Origin of the sequence: Flavobacterium sp. UBA7682 (genome assembly GCF_002482945.1) — a bacterium.
In the GTDB taxonomy this organism is placed as follows: domain Bacteria; phylum Bacteroidota; class Bacteroidia; order Flavobacteriales; family Flavobacteriaceae; genus Flavobacterium.
Window position 1 is genome coordinate 1 of record NZ_DLGY01000027.1, and the last position, 17,379, is coordinate 17,379.

Sequence of the window (17,379 nt, forward strand, 5' to 3'; positions counted from 1 at the left end):
TAAGTAAGTGTCTTAAAAATACAGAAAAAATAAACTGCACGCAATACTTCGTAATTTGTAATTTCAAATTCGTAATTCAAACGCCCCTTGAGGACGCAGATTTATTATCCATATTTCATAAACATATAAAACTAATCAATAAATCGTAAACCATTACATAGTGTTTCTGGGGCTATACTGATATTGGAATGCTTTTTGTTGCTGTAATTAGATAAAATTTTAGCAAAATTTTACAATTTATGTAGGTAAAATATTTCTAACTTTGCTTTATATTTTAATTTAATTAATAGTTTAAATGTGTTTTTAATCGATGTTTTGTGTTTTTTAATCGATAAATAAGATATTTTTATTACATTTACATACACTTTTGTCACAGCCTAGACATGAAAAAAATTAAAGTAAATAGAGAAGCCGTTAAATCCGCCGTTGCTAAAATGGTATCGGATAAAGCTACAGTACGCGCTTTCTTGAAGGGCAAAACCTCAAAAGAGACCTTGTCTAAAAACGGTATTACTCTTGCCAAACCCCTATAACTATCATTTTGATGATGAAACTCAGAGTTATCATTTTATTACAAAAAATGGTATAGAGTATAAAGTTGCTTTTATAGTAGACCATACTTTTAGTGCTGTATCTAATATTAAAATAGACAATGTTTTTCAATTGATTATTGAAAAGAAAGACGACGCTATTGAAAGATATGATTCTCAAGTGTCTGAGACAGTCAAAGATATAGTGGCATCATTCTTTTTAAACTCGCAAAATTCAATGATTTATATTTGCGATGATGAAGATTCAAAGGCGGAAACACGATTTAAAGTTTTTGATAGATGGTACCAAAGCAGTACGCTCATCGACTACGTTTTTAAGGTCGATAATGTAATAGAATGTGATTCACCTGCAGGAATAACAACTATATAGTCATCTCTTTTATATCATAATGAGAATATCAATAAAGAAGAAATTATTGATATTTACAATAGCATTCAAGAAATACTAAATGATAAATAAAGCTTCTTAATAGGAGCTTTAATTTTTATGTATCCTTAGTAGTTACTGCAAACCCCGATGGCGCTATTTGCAACCGAGGTTGCAAGCCGAACGGAGCTTGGCTACACGAGCGAAGCGACTGCCGAAGGAATCCGTGCCTCTCTAAATCCTTTCGCGTGCTATTAAAACAGTATCCATCAGGAAACATGCAGTCATCTGGATAAGTAAAGCCTATTGCTTCTCAAAAAAATCCAGTTTATTCCTAGCGCTGGTCAGTTGGCTTTTATAGTGGTCAAGCTGTTCAAGTAAATTCATGATGATGTCAATGCCTTCCAGGTTAATTTCAAGCTCATGGTGCAGCCTGATTATTTTTTCAATTTTGGCAAGCTCTGCTGCCTCAATATATTGCTTTTCCTCAAGTACCAAAATTTCAATCAGGTCAAACTCCTTCAATGCCACTATAAAGTCCGGTTCAATACCATGGTGCTGGCAAAAGTGGTCAATTAATATTAGGTCTTCCTTAGTCATGGCTTCTCAATTTTGAAAGTTCGGTGAATAATTCCTTTTCCTTTTCGGTCAGGTGCACTGGGGTTTTAACTGTATACGTAACGTATAGGTCGCCAAACTGGTCTTCTGACTTGTATACCGGAAATCCTTTGCCTTTTAATTTTACTTTGGTTCCGGTCTGGGTTTCAGGCGGCACTTTCAGCTTTACCTTGCCGTCAAAAGTCGGAACAACAATTTCTCCTCCCAAAACCGCGGTATACAAATCTAAATCAAAAGTAGTATACAGATTGTTTCCGTCCCGTTTAAAATTAGGGTCATCCGCTATCGAAAAAGTAATATATAAATCTCCATTGGGCCCCCCATTGGCTCCCGGGCTGCCGTGACCCGCAATCTTGATGACCTGTCCGTTTTCTACGCCGGCAGGTATCGTGATCCTGATGTTTTTATGGTTTACGGTCAGGGTATGTTTTTGGGTTTGGTATACGTCTTTTAAGCTAAGCCGTAAACTGGCATTAAGGTCCTGTCCCCGGTATTTCGTTTCCCTTCTTGCGCCGCCACCGGCATTGCCAAACATGCTTTCAAAGAAATCAGAAAAATCGCCGCCGTAATCAGACGATTGCGCACGCCTTCCCGCACTTTGCTGTTGATTAGGGTCATACCCCGATTTTTCAAACTCATCCGCATGTTTCCAGTCTTTGCCATACTTGTCGTATTTCTTCCTGTTTTCAGCATTGCTTAAAACTTCATTGGCTTCGTTGATTTCCTTAAATTTCTTTTCGGCATTTTGGTCATTTGGGTTTACATCAGGATGGTATTTCCTTGCCAGCTTTCGATACGCTTTTTTGATTTCGGCTTCAGTGGCAGTTTTGGGTACTTCAAGAATTTTATAGTAATCTATGAACTCCATTGTAAAACAAATTTTTAGGTTTAAAATAGGAGTAGTCGCTCCCGAGAAAATAGGCTTTTAATATAAAAACCGATCACTATAAAAGTACAAAATTTAAATGGTTCAGCAGACAGGGATAATAGTTTATTACGCCTAAAAAACTCAGATAGGCGGATTAGCACACGAGCGAAGCGACTGCCGAAGGAATCCGTATTTTTCAATCCGCTCAATAAAAATGCCGGTCTGTTCACAAAACATCCGGCATTCCTAATTATAAACAAAGCATGAAATCCATTTTATTGAACAGTGTAACTTGTAGTGGCTACGGTTGCTAATCTGAAATAACCAAAAGCAAAATTTTTAGGATTAGTTTGGTTGGCAATATTGCCGCGCACAGCTGTCGGCGTAGTTGGAAACGGACTGCCATCATTACCCGAGGCCAACAGTAACTTATTGAAATAATCATAATACCTTCTCGAGATACCATAGAGTCTGATAGCAACAATATCACCGGGTTCTAAATCTTCATGCGAATACGATTCGCTCATCAAACTGCCTTGGCTGTAGCGGTCGTCTTCCAGTTCAAATATCGGAAAAGCAACCCGTGGGTTAATTATCCGGTTGAGGTAATAATTTACGGCAGTACCATCATCTTGATAATGATAGGTAATTTCAACTTCATCACCCGAAAAACCGCCATCATTGGTTTGTTCGATATTGTCTTCTATAGTAGGCACATCCATTAACGTTTCGATAGCGGTATAGGTTTCGCCATTTAAAATAACCGTCAGGGTATAGGTTTCGCCAAGGACAGGCTCAAAATTACTACAGAGGTATTCTCCTGTATTTGGAATTTCGGTAAAGGTAAATACTGTATTGGTTGTGTTGGTCACCATTACGGTAGCTCCCGATACAGTCGGAAACGTTGCGTTATAGTATCCTGTGGTAGAGGACAATACTATCTTTTGTTCGTTCCCCGGCGTGTTTTTAACCCAGTCTATCGAAGCGTCAATCACCAGTTTTGGAGCAGCGGTATCCAAATCAACGTGGATTACGTCTTCACATCCGGTTACAAATAGGACTAAGGTGGCTATTATGATTTTTACGGTGGTTTTCATAGTTGTTTTTTTTTAGAATTTGAAATTGTAAGTAACACTCGGAATCACCCCAAATATCGAAATCCGCTTGGCTTCGCTTAAACCGGTGGTTTCATTTTGGCTAAAAGTGTAGGAAGCGGCATTGCTTCGGTTGTACACATTGTAGAGACTGAAATTCCATTCACTTTGCCAGCCTTTTTTCTTATCGGGTTTTGGGGTGTAGGTGGCCGATAAATCCAAATGATGATACGACGCCAGCGAGTTTTCATTTCGCAGCCCATAACTGGCAACCGTTATCCCTTGGTATTGGTATTTCCCGTTGGGAAACGTCGCGGCTTTGCCCGACTGAAAGGTGAAAATAGCACCGAGATTCCATTTTTTAGTCCATTGATAAGCTGCCGTAACCGACAAATTATGCAGCTTGTCATAGTTAGCGCGATACCATTCGCCATAGTTAATTCCGGGTTCGTCAGCAGCTCGGCCGGGTGTTTTCTGTTCGGCTTTGGATAGGGTATAAGACAGCCAACCCGTCAATTTTCCGGTATTCTTTTTAACCATGATTTCCAAACCATAGGAACGTGCTTCACCATTCAACAATACTTGCTCAATGGCATCATTGGCAATGAGTTCAGCGCCATCAATATAATCGGTTTTGTTCTTTATTTTCTTATAAAACGCTTCCACTTCCAAGGAATACTTATCATCGTTGAAATTTCGGAAATAGCCCAAAGCGACTTGGTCTAAAATTTCCGGTTTCAGGTACTGGTCACTCGGCGACCAAATATCCAAAGGGGAGGCCGAAGCGGTATTGGAAATCAAATGAATGTATTGACTCATACGGTTGTAACTGGCTTTTACCGATTGATTTTCAGTAAAGGAATAGGCAACAGCAAATCGGGGTTCGAGATTCCCAAAACGGGCAATGGTTTTGTTTTTGCCATAGTGAATCGTTCCCGTGGGAGTGGCTTCTTCATAAATCTCGAATTCGGGATTAAAAATGACCGCCCGATTGTTGGCATACGTATTCACATCTTCTTGGCCTAGTCTGTGGAAATTGCTGTAACGAAGGCCATAAGTAAGCGATAATTTATCCGATAATTTTTGTTCGGCACTAAGGTAGAGCGCATTTTCAAAAGCATATTTTCGGGCCAACTGGTCGCGATTGATACTCGAAGCAGGGGTCAACGGATTAATCGTTCCCGGATTGAATTGATAATACACCGAATTCAAACCATAATTTAAACTCAGTGTGTTGGAGACATAATGTTTAAAATCGTATTTAAAATTATAATTCTTTACATCTGAATCCCAGTCAATGCCCACCGATCTAATTTGCAGACCATAATTGTAATCACTGTAAATGGCGGAGGCATTCGAGAATATCTTATCAGAAAAGATATGGTTCCACCTTACATTCAGTAACGTATTGCCATAAACATTCACAAAACTGTTGTTGAAATTCAGCTTATCGTTGCCCAGATAGCCCGACAGGAAAAGATTGTTCTGGTCATTAATCCTGTAATTCAATTTGGCGTTCAAATCATAAAAGTAAGCCGAATTGGGTTCGTCAGCCAGCTTCAGAAAAAGATGACCATACGTGCCCCGACCGGCAATCACAAACGAACTTTTCTCCTGTACTATCGGTCCTTCCACTAACAGCCGGCTCGAAATCAAACCAATACCGCCATTCACATGGTATTCCTTATTGTTGCCTTCTTTTTGATAAATATCCAACACTGAAGAAATCCTACCACCAAAATTAGCAGGAATACCGCCTTTATAAAGTTTCAAATCTTTGATCACATCAGAATTAAACACAGAGAAAAAGCCAAACAAGTGCGAAGTGTTATAAATCACCGCCTCGTCCAGCATTACCAGATTGCCGTCAACAGAACCGCCACGAACATTAAAGCCCGACGCACCTTCTTGAGCATTGGTAACACCCGGCAGTTGTAAAATCGATTTGAGAACATCCACTTCACCCATAACGGCAGGCATTTTTTTGATGGTGCTTATCGACAGTTTGTTGACACTCATTTCCGGCTTGCGGATGTTAGTTTTGGTTTTGTTGGTTTGAATCACAACTTCATCTAAGGCTTTACCGCTTTCAGGCATTGTAAAATTCATTTTGGTGTTTTCCGTCAGAGTAATGCTTTCTTCCACATTGTCAAAACCCATATAGCTAAGGATAATGGTATAATTTCCTTTGGGTAAGGTAATCGAATAAAAACCATAGGAGTTGGTCGTGATAGAAGCTTTGGCTTCCGGAATGATGATGTTAACACCAATGAGTGTTTCATTATTCGTTTTGTTGGCAATCGTTCCGCTCAGGGTAACTTTTGCTTCCTGAGCATACGCTGAGACCATACAGAGGAAGGCGGTCAGGATAAAATACTGGAGTTGCTTTTTCATGCATCAAATAATTTAGATTAGATTTTTGGGCTAAACTATAGGATTGCTGAAAGGGCTTTCTCGGTTTTATACCAAACCAATTATTTTTTATAGCAAAAGGCGTTTTAGACCCATAAAAAAAGGAACCGTGATTTTCGTATAAAAAGGGGACAGTTTGGTATAAAAGGCAGTGACTTCCTTTTTTAGGTTTTTACATTTGCTTTGCCTAAATTTATAAGCTTATGCGCAAAATAGTACACAGTAAGATGAACGATAAAAATTTGATGCTCCGGTTCTTTGTTTCCAAAAAACACCGATGGTTCCGCCATTCAATTCTGATTGTTTTTAGCATATTGGCATTGTATTACACAGAAGCGGAATACACCCAGCCGGCTGAAATGTATAGCCGTATCCTGCTTTTTATGCAGGTGATGGTGATGTCTTATGTCAATATGTATTATCTGGTACCCAAATTTTTGTTTAAAAACAATTATTTAGCCTACAGTGTCTCAGCCATAGCCGTGATAGCTTTAGTAGCACTCACACATGATATATTTGCCGCCGTTTATGAACCTGATTTATTGCCGCATCAAAACGATAATATCAACTTTATTTCTTTTTCTTTTGTTACCCTCGTACTTATTATTGCCTCGGCAGCGGTCAAATTATTCCAGCAATGGGTATTAGATGCTCAGTTAATCTATGAATTAAAACAGGCCAAAACCAGTGCCGAATTGGAACAGTTGAAAAACCAGATTAATCCGCATTTCCTTTTCAATATGCTCAACAATGCCAACGTACTAACCAAAAAGGATCCTGATAAAGCATCGCAGGTATTGATAAAACTGAGTGATTTGTTGCGTTACCAATTATATGACAGCAGCAGGGAAAAGGTATTCCTCACTTCTGATATTCATTTTTTGGAAGATTTCCTCAACCTCGAGAAAATTCGGAGAGATAGTTTTGACTTTATCATTTCCAAGGAAGGCGACCTCAATGGCGTTCAAATTCCGCCATTGCTGTTTATTTCGTTTGTTGAAAATGCGGTGAAACACAATAACGATTCAGAAAAAGCTTCCTATGTCAACCTCGAATTCAAAAGCCATAATGGCGAATTGGTGTTCAAATGCACCAACTCAAAACCAGTTGTAAAAGCAGTAAAAAACAATTCCGGAGGTTTGGGACTCAACAATATTAAGCGTAGATTGCAGTTGTTATTCCCGGAGGCGCACGAGCTGAAAATCGAAAACAGCAAAGACACGTTCCGTGTAACCTTAACCATAAGATTATGAAGTGTATTATTGTAGATGACGAACCGTTGGCAAGGGAAGCCATTGAAATGCTGGTCGAAAAAACACCGGCATTAACATTGCTGGGTTCGTTCAACAATCCGGCAACGGCTTCTAAATTTATGCATGATAATACTGTTGATTTGATTTTTCTCGATATTCAGATGCCCGGAATCAATGGGATAGAGTTTGCCAAAACCATACCCCAAAAGACCTTTGTAATCTTTACGACCGCTTTTTCAGAATTTGCAACCGACAGCTATGAAGTTGATGCCATTGATTATCTTATAAAACCCGTAAAACTGGAACGTTTCCAAAAAGGAGTCGAAAAAGCCCAAGCCTATTCCAAACTGCTCAAAAAGGGAAACTCCGGGAATAATATCGAACAGGTAACCGATGATTATTTCTTTATCAAAGCCGACCGGAAAATCATCAAAGTATACTTTAATGACATACTGTTTATCGAAGGGTTAAAGGATTATGTGGTGATGCATACCGAAAGTCAAAAAGTGATTACAGCCATGAATATCAAAACCATTCACGACCAGTTGCCCAAAGCCATGTTTGTAAGGGTAAGTAAATCGTACATCATCAATGCCAAAAAAATAGAGTCCGTAGACAACAATACGGTTTACATAGGTAAAAACGAAATCCCCATCGGGAATATTTACAGGGATTATTTCTTTAATGAATTTGTGACCAAAAAAATTCTGAGCAGGTAAAATTAAAGCAATATCTAAATTAACAAACGTTCGTGTTTTGTCAATGGTTTTAACTTTAAAAATACAAAAAAATGCCCTCTTCAATTCAAGAATTACACCCCCGCTACCGCGCGAAATTCCCGATGGCGCGGATTTGTAATCCGTGCTTACCTAATGTTCAACGCTCCTTCCAGACACGCCTTGTTTTACTCCCTTGCATCAACTTAAATATCGGCTGTGTCTCGTCAACAGTAAACTTAAGGTTGGGTAAATAGGCAGCAAGCTTATTAAGTTGCACAGCCATTTGTCTGTCCGGTACGGTAACAAGTATAATTTCCCACGCCATCAGCTTTTCAAAATCAACAGCAGTCAGGCTAATGTCTAGCGCTGTAAATAATAGCTTAATCTTCTCCGCATTCAGCGCCCGTATATCGGCATCCAATGCGGCTAATTGCTTTAAATACTCAGGGTCAATAATAACTTTAGACATGGCATGTAAGTAAGTATCGTAAAAATACAGGAAAAATAAACTGCACGCAACTAATTCGTAATTCGTAATTTCAAGTTCATAATTCAAACGCCTCCTATATAGCTCCCTTATAGATGAAGTATCAATGGTGGCAGTTTAGCAAGAATTTAAATCAGCCCTCATAGAATGAGCAAGCGTAATACAATAACTGTAATTCTTAGAAAGCCTGGCCTTAGAATCTGGCAGGCGAGTGTCAAATATTCGAAGAAACCGCAAAATGAAAAGCTGTTTGAGCGAAGCGAGTTCTTTTCATTTCGGATTCAAGAATAAATTTGACCGCCGAAGATTCAGAGCCTTGACCTTTTGTTTCTTTTGGGTCAAGCCAAAAGAAAGAGATAATTTAAGAACGAATCTTTGTACCGCCTCCTCTATAGCCCCCTTATGTCTCCCTTACGTCTCCCTTATAGATGAAGCATCAATGGTGACAGTTTGCTATATAAAAAAAAGGAACCAACAGGTTCCTTTCATATTAATACAAACTCGGATATTCCTCCGGTTTCGCTTCATGCATAATCGCGTAAACCTTCTCAAAAACATCTTCTGCCGAAGGCTTAGAGAAATAATCTCCATCAGTGCCATAAGATGGTCTGTGCGCTTTAGCCGCTAACGTTTGCGGCTGGCTGTCTAAATATTGGTAACCGTTTTGCTCGTCTATAATTTGTTGCAATAAGTAAGCCGATGCGCCACCTGGAACGTCTTCGTCAACTACCAGTAAACGGTTGGTTTTGACGATACTCTTCACACAGTCGTGGTTCACGTCAAATGGTAACAACGATTGTGCGTCAATGATTTCCACATTAATCCCAACTTCCAACAATTCTTTCGCGGCTTGTTCTATGATTCTCAACGTAGAACCATAAGAAACTACCGTGATATCGCTACCTTCTTTTATCGTTTCTACCACGCCAATCGGGGTTTTGAATTCGCCCAAGTTGGTTGGCATTTTTTCTTTCAAACGGTAACCGTTCAAACATTCAACCACCAATGCCGGTTCGTCTTTTTCCAACAAAGTGTTGTAGAAACCTGCGGCTTTGGTCATGTTTCTCGGTACCAAAACGTGAATCCCGCGAATGGCATTGATAATCATTCCCATCGGTGAACCGGAGTGCCATATTCCTTCGAGTCTATGGCCACGCGTTCTGATAATCAAAGGCGCTTTTTGGCGGCCTTGGGTTCTGTATTGTAGTGTTGCTAAGTCATCACTCATAATTTGGATGGCATACAACAAATAATCTAAATATTGGATTTCGGCAATTGGTCTCAAGCCACGCATCGCCATTCCTATTCCTTGTCCGAGTATCGTAGCTTCCCGAATTCCGGCATCGGCCACACGAAGTTCTCCGTATTTTTCCTGCATGCCTTCTAATCCTTGGTTGACATCGCCTATGTTTCCGGCGTCTTCTCCAAAAATTAACGACTCAGGGTATTTATTAAAAATCGCATCAAAATTGTCGCGCAACACCAATCGTGCATCAACGTCTTCGGCTGATTCATCATAAGTTGGAGCCACAGTTGTCGCGCCCAAAACCGTTTTGTCTGATTGCGAGAATAGGTGTGAACTAAACTTCGGCTGTATTTTATTAATGTAATTCGTGATCCAAGTCGCCAATTGACTTTTACCACTTTCTTTCACTACCAAACGCAATACTTTACGCGCGGTTGTGATAATGTCTTTGCGAATCGGTTCTTTAATCGAAGCCAATTCAGCGGTATATTTTTCGATGAACACTTTATTCGAACTCGTCTCGGCAATGGAGTTCAATAACGAAACCAATTCTTGTTGCTCTTCTTTCATCGGCGAAACAAAAGCAGTCCAAGCGGCTTTTTTGCCTTCTAACACTTCTTTTTTAGCTTGTTCGTCTATGGCTTCTAATTCCTCGGCGGTGGCCAAATTGTTATCGACCAACCAAATTCTCATTTGCGCCAAGCAATCAAATTGCGCTTCCCAAGCCAAACGCTCGGCATTTTTGTAGCGTTCATGCGAACCCGAAGTCGAATGACCTTGTGGTTGCGTCAATTCGTTAACGTGAATCAAAACCGGAACGTGTTGCTCGCGAGCAATCGCGCCTGCTTTTTGATAAGCTTCCACCAAAGCCGGATAATCCCAACCTTTCACGGTCATGATTTCGTAACCGTTATTCTCTTCGTCGCGTTGGAATCCTTTTAAGATTTCGGAAATGTTTTCTTTGGTCGTTTGGTGACGCGCATGGACTGAAATTCCGTATTCGTCATCCCAAACACTCATGACCATCGGTACTTGTAAAACACCGGCGGCGTTGATGGTTTCAAAAAACAAACCTTCCGAAGTGGAAGCGTTGCCAATCGTTCCCCAAGCGACTTCATTTCCGACGTTAGAAAACTTTGTTAAATCCTCTAATCCGCGAACGTTTCGGTATATTTTAGAGGCTTGAGCCAATCCTAACAAACGAGGCATTTGCCCGGCAGTAGGAGAGATATCAGCACTCGAATTTTTTTGTTGTGTTAAGTTGTTCCAATTTCCGTTTTCGTCTAAGGAATGCGTAGCAAAGTGTCCGCCCATTTGACGTCCGGCACTCATAGGATCATGTGCCAAATCAGTATGACCGTATAAACCGGCAAAGAACTGTTGGATACTCAATTGTCCAATCGCCATCATAAATGTCTGGTCGCGGTAATACCCCGAACGGAAATCACCATTTTGGAAAGCTTTCGCCAAAGCCAATTGTGGTACTTCTTTACCATCGCCAAATATTCCGAACTTGGCTTTTCCTGTTAACACTTCTCTTCGCCCTAACAAACTACATTCTCTACTGATGGTAGCAATCTTGTAATCGTTTAGAACTTCTGTTTTGAAATCTTCAAAGGTAATTTCGGTCTTAGTTTGTGCTTCAGTCATAATGGAAAAGTTTCTTGAAGTAACAAATTTAAATAAAAAGAAGTAACTTTTACCATACTGTTGAAAAAAACTAATTTCAGTATCAATAATTTTAAACCTAAAAAAAGAGGGTTGACTGAGAAATTTTCAACGATATTTAAATATTGTAAAGAAATGTGTAATATTTAAATGATTTTATGCGTACTTAAAACCACTTTCTGGTGAAAAGTCCAATCAAGGTATCCGGATTGAAAGTCACAATAAAACGTATTCTTTCTCCGTAGTTTTTTTCGCCCACTTCCCAACCGTTATTCGAATATACCGGGAAGTACAATTCGAAATAATCGGTTACCAAGTTCAAACGAACGCCGCTATCGTATACAAATTGCTCCGCTGTGTTTTTGTTTTTTATCATTCCGACATCGCCATAAACCTCAATCCAATTCCAGATATTGGCACTGGCATTCAAAGTGGTCATCCATTGGTTGGCGGTTCTGGTTTCCAACATCGATTTGAAAAAACCATCTGAAACAATCGACTGTTGACTGAACAATCCGGTCGTTTCGGAGCGACCTAAATAATCGTGTTCGAACAAATAATCCGTTGGGCGATCTAAGCCAAAATCGAAATAGGTAGAGATGTTTTTATTGTACAAAAAAGTTCCGGCAAACAAACGCAGATTCACTTGTCGTTTGTCGTTAAAGAGTTTTCGGTATTGCAATTCTCCCGCTATTTTCCCGAAAGAACTCGACAATTGAAAATCGCCTAAGAAATTATAATGCTTGGTGACTTCGGTTTTACCGTTGTAATATTTGGCATTAAAAACTTTGTAATTCTCCGTATTCTCATCCACAGTAAACGCCGATTTTTCACGGTCAATCATGATGTATTTAAAGACCAACATTTCTTTTTTGTTGTCTCTGAAATCATCGGGACGGAAACGCAAATACACCATCGGATTGATTTTGGTGTAATAGGCATCGGGCGCATAATGCAAATAATGGCCGTTCAATTGGTAACGAATACTATACAAATTACTGTCGCGGTTGAATTGATTTACCGCGAAATTGGCTTTCCCCGAAAGACTTTGCGTCTTGGTAGAAATCGTTGGATTCACATCAAAATTAAACGGTTTGTCTAAAATGGTTTTGTTGTGAAAACGAATTCCCGGTAATAAACCATCGTATAAATTGTATTCCAAGGTCGGAATGTACACGATTTGATTGTAATTCGGGTCTTCTAAATCTTTGAAGAAAATAAATTTAATCGGACGACTGTTCAATCTGAAACCGCGAAGCGACTGCCAGTTGTTTCTCAAATTGAATTCCGGTACTTCATTTTTATAATTGATGACAATTTTCTCTGCCTCGTTTCTCGGAACCGTAAAAATGCTGTCTTTTGGGAACGTGTCAATCCATTTTTTAAAGACTACGTTTTTGCCTTTAACGCCATAAACCGGAATAGGCACATTGGTTTCGGTTTTATTCTTCAACGAAAAACTAATGCTGTCTTTGGTCTTGGTGACCTTGTCAAATTTAAAATCGATGATGTCTCGTGAATTGATGATTTTGTCAAAAAACCAAGTGATGTCTTTGGGTGAGTTTTTAGTCAGCAACAACTCAAAATCATTGCGGTTGGTTTGCTGCTTTTTATTGATGTCGATGAATTGTCGGATAGTGTTGGGCACGACATTATTTTCAAGATAACTGTCGAGGTATTTCAAACTCAAACCGGCGCGGTATTTAGAAGCGATTTTTTCATTGAATTTAATCAAAGTATTTTTGGGAGCGCCCAAAGGTTGGTCGAGATTCTTTCTCGCCATCAACATATAAAAATAACTGTATTGTCCGTTGAAATCAAGGCTGACCAAATTGTAAGCACGCAAGATTTTCAACTTCGCCACATTGCCCATCATTTTACTTTCGGGATGAAATTCGTCTATGTATTTCATCATTGTATACACTTGAATGCCGTTGATAATCCAGCTGTCTTTTCTTGGATCGAGTTGTAAAGCGTTGTGCAAATAATTGTTCAAATACGTTTTCAGGAATTTGATTTCATACATAAACTCATCGGGAAACGGACTGATAAAATTGGGCAATTGGTTCAATCCATAAAACGGATTTCGGTCATAGTCGGCTTGAGAAACGGTTATTTTTTCAAGCGGATATGGCCCTAGATTTTCACCTACATAATTTACAATTTTGTCAATCACAATGGCGCGTTGAATGTCTGTTAAACGATTGTCTCGTAAGTTGGAAATGACTTCCACTTGGCTATTTTTGAACACCGAATATTCTTTGGGAATATCAACAAACAGGTTAAGATTCAGACGGTTTTTGCCCGAAAATTGGTAGCGGTTTTGGTTGTTTTGGGTTTCTTTTTGAATTTCATTCAAATCGGAATTCACGGCCAAGTTTGCCGGAATTCTTATGTCTAAATCATAATCCGTAAGGGCATTTGCCGCATCGTCTAAGTTTAAATTGTTGTATTTGACAAAGGCTTTACTTTCGTATCGAGCCGGAATCAGAAAGCAGTTTTTGAGGTTCATTTTTCCATTGGCTCCATACCCAAATTGGGTAAACTCAGCATCCGGAACTTTGACAAAATAAGTCAATTTGAAAGTCGCTTTTTGATTAGGCAGCAACTTTTCGCGCAAGCGTATTTGAACCACATCGGGATAATTTTCGTCTCTTTCCCAAGTCAGGATCGATAAGTTTTGGTCGATAATGGTAATGTTATCTGTTTGACCTCGTTCTTTGTCTTGTGCCAAATGAAAACTGCGCTCAAATTCATCGGAAAAACGTCCTGCCAAAGGGGTATTTTTATCCCGATAGGCATTGTTCCAATCATTCAAAACAATAAAACTAAGCGTGTCATTAGATTGGTTATGGAAAGTCAGCTCTTGAATGACATTGAGTATTTTGGTTTCGCTGTTGACTTCCACGACCATTTTAGTATGGTGTTGGGCAAAAGCTACGCCGCAGAAAAAATAGACTATGTATATTAGTTTTTTCAAGATTTGACTTTGGGTTTGAAAAAGGTTTTGAATACCGCTTTGGTGTATTCCATCGCACCATCTTTGTTCAAATGACCACAGGTTGAGAAGTATTTATCCTCTGTCACAGCGTTTTCTAAACGATGAATTTCAGGATAAACTTTTTGGATATGATTGAAATAATCTCTGTTTATGGTACTCATACACATCGGTGTCGTTACGGCAATTAAATGAATATTGTTTTCTTTACAAATGGCTTTTATCTCTTCGTAAGCTTTGTTTCTTTTCGGATAATATTTCGATAAATCGGCCGCCACCATTGGTCGTTGATTTTTGGTTAAGGCATTGAATCCGTCGTTGTACAAAGCATTCGTTTTCTTATGAACAAGTGAAGCGTACATTTCCCTAAATCCAATGCGAGAATCATAATTCATATAACGGTAAAACGGAATAAAAAGTAACTTATTATACTCGGGAATCGTGTCATAATGTTGGCGAATGGTTTCCGATTGGTGAATATACGGCATAAACAAAGAACGAATCGCTTCCGAATGGTCATTGGTATTGATATTTAAATCTACTTGAAGGATGAGTGTGTCTATGGTATAGTTGCGTTCAACCATTAATTTTAACATCAAAGCCGACTCTTCTAATCTTGAACGGGTAATGCCGTAGTTGAAAGTTTTGTAGCCTTGGTCATTGAAATATTGGGGTACAAAATGATTGTTGACTCTCGACGAACCCAAGAAAACGACATCGTATTTTAGGTTGTGGGAATGGTATAAATGACTGATTTTATTTCGGTCATCCGATTGTTTATAAACCAAAGTATAACAGATATCAAGCACTATTAAGGTAAGTAATATTACCGCTAAACCTTTTAGTATGAATTGAAAAAACTGCTTCATCAGAATTGGAAATAAATAAATTCTTTATAATCTGAAAACACGCCAAGTGCTAAAATAGCAGCCATACATAAACTCATTTTCAACCAACTGTATTTTCCGGAGATGGGCTCAATTCGGGTTCGACTGTTCCATTCGACCAAAACAAAAATCAGCAACAAACTCCACAATTCGGTTGTGTAACGTTCAATCTTAAAGTATTGTTCTGAAAAATGGCCATCCGTAAACATTCGGCTGATATACAGATACGCATCTTGTATGGTTTTGGATCTGAAAAATATCCAGGCCAAACAAGTAATCGCAAAAGTCAAAATGATATTAAAGACGATTCGCACCGAAGTAAAATTGAACGACAACCGGAAACTTTCCATGTTGTTTCGGTTCTTATTCAGAATCATCAGCGGAATGAAATATAAAGCGTTGATTAAACCCCAAGCCACGTATGTCCAATTCGCACCATGCCAAAATCCACTGACCAAAAAGATGATAAAAACGTTTCTGATTTGGAACAGCTTTGATCCTTTGCTTCCGCCTAACGGAATGTACAAATAATCTCGAAACCAAGACGAAAGTGAAATGTGCCATCTTCTCCAAAACTCGGCTATATCTCTAGAGAAATAAGGGAAATTGAAGTTTCGCAACAAGTCGATCCCAAAGAGTTTAGATGTTCCCAAAGCGATATCGGAATAACCCGAGAAGTCGCCATAAATCTGGAACGCAAAATAAACAGCGCCTAACATCAGCGAAAGCGAATTCATGTTTTCGTAGTTGTCAAAAATCCCATTGGCATAAACCGCGCAAGTATCGGCAATGACTACTTTTTTGACCAAACCCCAAATGATTTGGTAAACGCCTTCTTTGGCTTTTTCGAAGTTGAATTTGCGTCTTTTCTTTAATTGTGGCAAAAGATGGGTCGCGCGTTCAATTGGTCCGGCAACGAGCAACGGGAAGTAGCTGACGAATAATGAGTAATCGACAAAGTTTTTTTCCGATTTGATTCGGCCATAATAAATGTCGATGATATAAGACAAGCCGTGAAAAGTATAAAACGAAATTCCAACAGGAAGTATGACATCCAATAAAATCGGGCTGACATTAAAGCCAATAGCGGTAAATAATTCGGCAAAAGAATCCGCAAAAAAGTTATAGTATTTGAAGATACCTAAAAACCCTAAATTGATCGAAATACAAAGCCAAAGCCAGAATTTTCGTGACTTTGGCGTCGTACTTTGTTCAATTTTTATCGCCGATAAATAATCGAGTAAAGTGGAAAAAACCAATAAGAATAAGAAACGCCAATCCCAACATGAATAAAAATAATAACTCGCCAAAATCAAAATATAATTCTGATTGATTTTGGATTTGTTGCCTACAAACCAATAGAATAAAAATACTATCGGCAAAAAAATGGCAAAATGTAGCGAGTTGAAAAACATCCTTTAGAAATTTGGACTCAAATTGTATTTTTTATAGAAATTATCCAAAACTTCAACAACTTCGTCTTCGGTATCAACCACTTTTATCAAGTTCATGTCGTCCGGACTAACTGTTTTTTCTCTTTCAATCATTACGGTTTTTACCCAGTCTAACAAGCCTGACCAAAATTCAGTTCCCACTAAAATAATAGGGAATCGACCAATTTTCTTCGTTTGGATTAATGTCATCGCTTCAAACAATTCGTCCAAAGTACCAAAGCCGCCCGGCATCACTACAAAGCCTTGCGAATACTTGACAAACATGACTTTGCGCACAAAGAAATAGTCAAAATTCAAGTTTTTATCCTTGTCGATATACGGATTGAAATGTTGCTCAAAAGGCAATTCAATATTCAAACCTACAGAAGTTCCGCCGCCATTATGTGCGCCTTTGTTTCCGGCTTCCATGATTCCAGGTCCGCCACCGGTGATGACGCCATAACCGGCTTTACTGATTTTATAAGCAATTTTTTCGGCCAATAAATAATAACGGTCTTCCGGTTTGGTTCTGGCAGAGCCAAATATGGAAACACACGGACCAATTCGTGCCATGCTTTCGTAGCCGTTTACAAACTCCGACATGATTTTAAAAATCGCCCAAGAGTCATTGGTTCTTATCTCATTCCAGGTTTTTTGTTTGAGTCGGTCCTGGATTTTATCATCTTCATTTTCAAAATCGTCTAATCTCATTGTATGTATTTTTGTTCTGGTTTTTATTTTTTTATAAGGATTTATTCTGAATTTATTTCAGAAGCTA

Annotated in this window: 14 protein-coding genes; 4 read left to right on the plus strand and 10 right to left on the minus strand. The window is 38.9% G+C overall.

The genetic code is table 11. The annotated features are described in order from the left end of the window. The first annotated feature begins 383 nt into the window (after positions 1–383). The gene (locus B3C16_RS07820; RefSeq protein WP_158592589.1) at positions 384–533 is read left to right on the plus strand and encodes a hypothetical protein; all 150 of its coding nucleotides are present in this window, start codon (positions 384–386) and stop codon (positions 531–533) included. Further along, positions 517–921 (plus strand): DUF6169 family protein, encoded by a 405-nt coding sequence (locus B3C16_RS07825; RefSeq protein WP_291130585.1) that lies wholly within the window; start codon positions 517–519, stop codon positions 919–921. Before B3C16_RS07820 ends, B3C16_RS07825 begins: the two co-directional genes overlap by 17 nt. Positions 922–1,221: 300 nt before the next feature. Here the strand turns inward: B3C16_RS07825 and B3C16_RS07830 are convergent, their stop codons facing one another. The 4 genes from B3C16_RS07830 to B3C16_RS07845 form a co-directional block, all read right to left on the minus strand. Further along, the gene (locus B3C16_RS07830; RefSeq protein ID WP_291130588.1) at positions 1,222–1,518 is read right to left on the minus strand and encodes a chaperone modulator CbpM; all 297 of its coding nucleotides are present in this window, start codon (positions 1,516–1,518) and stop codon (positions 1,222–1,224) included. Continuing rightward, positions 1,511–2,404, minus strand: coding sequence for a DnaJ C-terminal domain-containing protein (locus B3C16_RS07835; protein ID WP_291130591.1), 894 nt, complete (start codon positions 2,402–2,404; stop codon positions 1,511–1,513). The genes B3C16_RS07830 and B3C16_RS07835 overlap by 8 nt, the downstream gene beginning before the upstream one ends. 275 nt (positions 2,405–2,679) lie before the next feature. Next, complete coding sequence (locus tag B3C16_RS07840) at positions 2,680–3,501, minus strand: DUF4249 family protein (protein ID WP_121314686.1); 822 nt, start codon at positions 3,499–3,501, stop codon at positions 2,680–2,682. A 12-nt stretch (positions 3,502–3,513) separates the two neighbouring features. Continuing rightward, the gene (locus B3C16_RS07845; protein ID WP_291130595.1) at positions 3,514–5,892 is read right to left on the minus strand and encodes a TonB-dependent receptor; all 2,379 of its coding nucleotides are present in this window, start codon (positions 5,890–5,892) and stop codon (positions 3,514–3,516) included. 221 nt (positions 5,893–6,113) lie between these two features. On the opposite strand from B3C16_RS07845, the gene B3C16_RS07850 reads away from it, so the two are divergent. Next, the gene (locus B3C16_RS07850) at positions 6,114–7,163 is read left to right on the plus strand and encodes a sensor histidine kinase (RefSeq protein WP_121314682.1); all 1,050 of its coding nucleotides are present in this window, start codon (positions 6,114–6,116) and stop codon (positions 7,161–7,163) included. Beyond that, positions 7,160–7,882, plus strand: a complete 723-nt coding sequence (locus B3C16_RS07855; protein WP_121314680.1) for a LytR/AlgR family response regulator transcription factor — start codon at positions 7,160–7,162, stop codon at positions 7,880–7,882. Before B3C16_RS07850 ends, B3C16_RS07855 begins: the two co-directional genes overlap by 4 nt. Before the next feature lie 157 nt (positions 7,883–8,039). On the opposite strand, the gene B3C16_RS07860 is transcribed toward B3C16_RS07855, so the two are convergent. The 6 genes from B3C16_RS07860 to B3C16_RS07885 all read right to left on the minus strand — a co-directional run bounded on the left by B3C16_RS07860 (position 8,040) and on the right by B3C16_RS07885 (position 17,312). Continuing rightward, positions 8,040–8,351: a hypothetical protein gene (locus tag B3C16_RS07860; RefSeq protein WP_291130600.1), complete on the minus strand. Its 312-nt coding sequence runs from the start codon at positions 8,349–8,351 to the stop codon at positions 8,040–8,042. A gap of 508 nt (positions 8,352–8,859) precedes the next feature. Continuing rightward, entirely contained in the window at positions 8,860–11,265 is a 2,406-nt protein-coding gene (locus tag B3C16_RS07865; protein WP_291130603.1) for an alpha-ketoacid dehydrogenase subunit alpha/beta, read from the minus strand. A gap of 184 nt (positions 11,266–11,449) precedes the next feature. Further along, on the minus strand, positions 11,450–14,263 hold the full coding sequence (locus B3C16_RS07870; protein ID WP_349680454.1) for an aminopeptidase: 2,814 nt from the start codon (positions 14,261–14,263) through the stop codon (positions 11,450–11,452). After that, positions 14,260–15,150, minus strand: coding sequence for a hypothetical protein (locus B3C16_RS07875; protein ID WP_291130607.1), 891 nt, complete (start codon positions 15,148–15,150; stop codon positions 14,260–14,262). The genes B3C16_RS07870 and B3C16_RS07875 overlap by 4 nt, the downstream gene beginning before the upstream one ends. Then, positions 15,150–16,583 (minus strand): MBOAT family O-acyltransferase, encoded by a 1,434-nt coding sequence (locus B3C16_RS07880; protein WP_291130610.1) that lies wholly within the window; start codon positions 16,581–16,583, stop codon positions 15,150–15,152. The genes B3C16_RS07875 and B3C16_RS07880 overlap by 1 nt, the downstream gene beginning before the upstream one ends. A 3-nt stretch (positions 16,584–16,586) precedes the next feature. Beyond that, a complete protein-coding gene (locus B3C16_RS07885) occupies positions 16,587–17,312 on the minus strand; it encodes a TIGR00730 family Rossman fold protein (RefSeq protein WP_121314668.1) in 726 nt (241 codons plus the stop codon). Positions 17,313–17,379: the final 67 nt, after the last annotated feature.

Coding starts and splice junctions, on each gene's coding strand:
- B3C16_RS07845 (WP_291130595.1), bottom strand. CDS start 5,892: ATGAAAAAGCAACTCCAGTATTTTATCCTGACCGCCTTCCTCTGTATG.
- B3C16_RS07875 (WP_291130607.1), bottom strand. CDS start 15,150: ATGAAGCAGTTTTTTCAATTCATACTAAAAGGTTTAGCGGTAATATTA.
- B3C16_RS07855 (WP_121314680.1), top strand. CDS start 7,160: ATGAAGTGTATTATTGTAGATGACGAACCGTTGGCAAGGGAAGCCATT.
- B3C16_RS07865 (WP_291130603.1), bottom strand. CDS start 11,265: ATGACTGAAGCACAAACTAAGACCGAAATTACCTTTGAAGATTTCAAA.
- B3C16_RS07840 (WP_121314686.1), bottom strand. CDS start 3,501: ATGAAAACCACCGTAAAAATCATAATAGCCACCTTAGTCCTATTTGTA.
- B3C16_RS07860 (WP_291130600.1), bottom strand. CDS start 8,351: ATGTCTAAAGTTATTATTGACCCTGAGTATTTAAAGCAATTAGCCGCA.
- B3C16_RS07880 (WP_291130610.1), bottom strand. CDS start 16,583: ATGTTTTTCAACTCGCTACATTTTGCCATTTTTTTGCCGATAGTATTT.
- B3C16_RS07850 (WP_121314682.1), top strand. CDS start 6,114: ATGCGCAAAATAGTACACAGTAAGATGAACGATAAAAATTTGATGCTC.
- B3C16_RS07820 (WP_158592589.1), top strand. CDS start 384: ATGAAAAAAATTAAAGTAAATAGAGAAGCCGTTAAATCCGCCGTTGCT.
- B3C16_RS07830 (WP_291130588.1), bottom strand. CDS start 1,518: ATGACTAAGGAAGACCTAATATTAATTGACCACTTTTGCCAGCACCAT.
- B3C16_RS07885 (WP_121314668.1), bottom strand. CDS start 17,312: ATGAGATTAGACGATTTTGAAAATGAAGATGATAAAATCCAGGACCGA.
- B3C16_RS07835 (WP_291130591.1), bottom strand. CDS start 2,404: ATGGAGTTCATAGATTACTATAAAATTCTTGAAGTACCCAAAACTGCC.